Source organism: Coprobacillus sp. (assembly GCF_984815275.1).
Genome location: NZ_CFJNYH010000085.1, coordinates 1 through 3,023, shown reverse-complemented (window position 1 = coordinate 3,023; position 3,023 = coordinate 1). Strand labels below are relative to the sequence as shown.

At 34.8% G+C, this 3,023-nt stretch carries 3 protein-coding genes; all 3 read left to right on the top strand.

Annotated elements, in window-relative coordinates:
• Positions 1 to 851: cell division FtsA domain-containing protein (locus tag AC5M21_RS15950; RefSeq protein ID WP_493531531.1), on the top strand; the 851-nt coding region annotated here is incomplete at its 5' end.
• Between the two features lie 21 nt (positions 852 to 872).
• On the top strand, positions 873 to 1,967 hold the full coding sequence (gene ftsZ, locus AC5M21_RS15945) for a cell division protein FtsZ (RefSeq protein WP_302280800.1): 1,095 nt from the start codon (positions 873 to 875) through the stop codon (positions 1,965 to 1,967).
• A 39-nt stretch (positions 1,968 to 2,006) separates the two neighbouring features.
• The gene (gene proC, locus AC5M21_RS15940; RefSeq protein ID WP_302280801.1) at positions 2,007 to 2,789 is read left to right on the top strand and encodes a pyrroline-5-carboxylate reductase; all 783 of its coding nucleotides are present in this window, start codon (positions 2,007 to 2,009) and stop codon (positions 2,787 to 2,789) included.
• Positions 2,790 to 3,023: the final 234 nt, after the last annotated feature.

Genomic DNA, 3,023 nt, shown 5'->3' with positions numbered 1-3,023 from the left:
CAATTGGGCAAAAATCAGCATCATTAAAAGCGGAATCATTAGTCATTACAACAAAGAAAAAACTTCTTTATAGTTATATAAGTGCAGTCGAAAAAGCAGGTGTTGAGGTTTTGGATATTACAATTAATGCCTATGCATGTGCCAAAGAAGCTTTCGATGCTGTATATCTTCAAGAAGGAGCAATATTAATTGATATTGGTTATAAGACATCAACAGTTGCATTCTTTGAGGGTGGTTATTTGAAATATATCGCGCAAGCTGGTGTTGGAGGATATGATTTAACAAAGAAAATTGCTACCTCTTGGCAAATTCCGATGGATAGAGCAGAGGTTTATAAAGTCAAATATGGAACATGTGATTACCATATTGGTGATGAAGATATTATACATACAACAAGAAATCAGGACAAAGAGACACACTACACACAGAGAGATTTAGCTGAAGTATTAAGTGAAGGTGTTAAAGATATTATGGAAGTCATCAAAACGAAAATTGATATTATTAATGATGGTAGAAGTTATGAAACAGTCATTGTGGGTGGTGGTGGAGAACTTCCTGATATTGAAAAAGTTTCTAGCGTTGTTTTAGAGAGTGCAGTGAGAACTTATCGACCTGATACAATCGGAGCAAGAGATATGTCTTTTGTCTCTTGTTTAGGAATGATGTATTATTTAAATGATCGTTCAAGAATATTAGGAAAAATGGATCCTTCATTAATTTTACCTGATATTTCAAGTACGATGAGTATCAGATTTAAGGGATTGACGAAATCCAAACCGATTCATAGTGATAAAAAGAATAAAAGTAGATTTTCGAAGGTTATTGAGAATTTCTTTAGTGAAGAAGATTAATATAAAAGTGAGGATGGAAATATGGATAGTAATTTAGATTTTGTACAAGTTGCAAAGATTAAGGTCATTGGAGTTGGTGGTGGTGGTTGTAATGCTGTCGCTAGAATGGCTAAAGATGGAGTAAGGGGTGTTGACTTTTATGTTGCAAATACTGATGCTCAAATTTTAAAAGGAATAGATATTGAAAATAAAATTATTTTAGGAAGAGAATTAACTCATGGTCTAGGAGCGGGAGGAAATCCAGAAGTCGGACGCAAAGCTGCCTTAGAAACTGAACAGGAAATTAAAGAAGCTCTATCAGGAGCTAATATGGTTTTTGTCGCTGCTGGTATGGGTGGAGGAACTGGAACTGGTGCTGCACCAGTTGTTGCGAAAATTTGTAGAGAATTAGGAGCATTAACAGTAGGAGTTGTGACTTCACCGTTTACTTTTGAAGGTCCAAAGGTTTTAAGACAAGCAAAAGGTGGATTGGCTGAACTTAGAGAAAATGTTGATTCTATTATTGTTGTTTCTAATGATCGTTTATTAGATGCAATTGGAAGAAAGCCTATGGGTGAAGCTTTTAGAGAAGCTGATAATGTTTTAAGACAAGGGGTTCAAACAATTACTGACTTGATTGCTATTCCTGCCTTTATTAATCTTGATTTTGCTGATGTTTCATCAGTTATGAAAGATAGAGGTTCTGCGTTAATTGGTATTGGAATGAGTGATGGTGAAAATAAAGCTGAAGAAGCAGCAATGCGTGCTATTTCTTCACCATTATTAGATGTATCTATTGCAGGGGCAAAAGATGCTATTGTTAATGTGACAGGTGGAACAAATATTACTTTATATGATGCGAATACTGCTCTTGCAACAATTAGAGAGGCAGTTGGAAATGATGTCAATACAGTATTGGGAGTTGCTATTAATGAAAATTTAGATGATCAAGTTATTGTTACTGTGATTGCAACTGGTTTTGAAGATGATGAAGAACCTACCCCAATGCCTACTCAAACACAAAGTATGCCTAGACAAACATCACCTTATGAATCAACTGTAAGACCTACAGTTTTTGAAACTCAAGATGATGATGACGATGATGTTCCAGCATTTTTAAGAAATAGAAAATTATAAGCTAACTTGATGTTAGCTTTTCTTGTATAAGGAGGATATATGAAAAAAATAGGATTTATTGGAATGGGGAATATGGCAGGAGCAATTGCCTGCGGCATTGAGAAGTCTGGATTTTTAAAAGCAAGTGATATGATTGCTTTTGATATTATGGATGGACAATTAGATAAAGTCAAAGAGTTAGGTTTCTCAATTGCGAATAGTGAAGAAGATGTTGTACAACAAAGTGAAATGGTTTTTATAGGTGTTAAGCCGCAAGTCGTTGAGAAAGTTTTAGAACCATTGAAAGACCTATTAAAAGAAAAAGCAATAATTTCAATTGTGTTAGGATATGATTATGCTAAGTATAATGAAATACTTGATGGATCTACAAGGCATATTTTTGTTATGCCTAATACACCAGCTCTTGTATTAAAAGGAATGTCGTTGTTAGAAGAAACACATTCATTAACTAAAGAAGAATTTGCTTTCACACTAAATATGTTTGCCTCTATTGGAGAAGTAGAGATTGTTCCTAGTCATCTCATGGGAGTTGCTGGTACAGTTAGTGGTTGTGGACCTGCTTTCATATATATGGTTATTGAAGCGATGGCAGATGGTGCTGTGAAAGAAGGAATGCCAAGAAGTATGGCCTATAAATTGGCTGCTCAAACTGTACTTGGATCAGGTGCAATGCAGTTAGAGACAAAGATACATCCTGGTATATTAAAGGATAATGTCTGTTCACCAGGTGGATCAACAATTAGAGGTGTTGAGGCATTGGAAAAAGGCAATATCAGAGCAACATTCATTAGTGCTATTTCAGCTGCTTTACATTATAAATAAAATATTAAAAAGGCTATGTTTCATTTTTGTTGATGAAATCAACCTTTTTTTATTTTATGTCTATTTGTGCAGAAAAAAATATAAAAAAAACGAAGAAAAGACTTTACAAGGGAGAGGAGAAATGATATTATAAGTGAGCACTCGACGAGAGAGGCGCCAGAGAGGTGCCGAAAACGGGTCAAGGACATTGAAAACTAAACAGAAAACACGTCAAAGAAAGTAGTAAGAAAAAAG

What these genes read in the sequence shown, in the direction of transcription:
- ftsZ (WP_302280800.1), top strand. Translation starts at nt 873, where the DNA reads ATGGATAGTAATTTAGATTTTGTACAAGTTGCAAAGATTAAGGTCATT.
- proC (WP_302280801.1), top strand. Translation starts at nt 2,007, where the DNA reads ATGAAAAAAATAGGATTTATTGGAATGGGGAATATGGCAGGAGCAATT.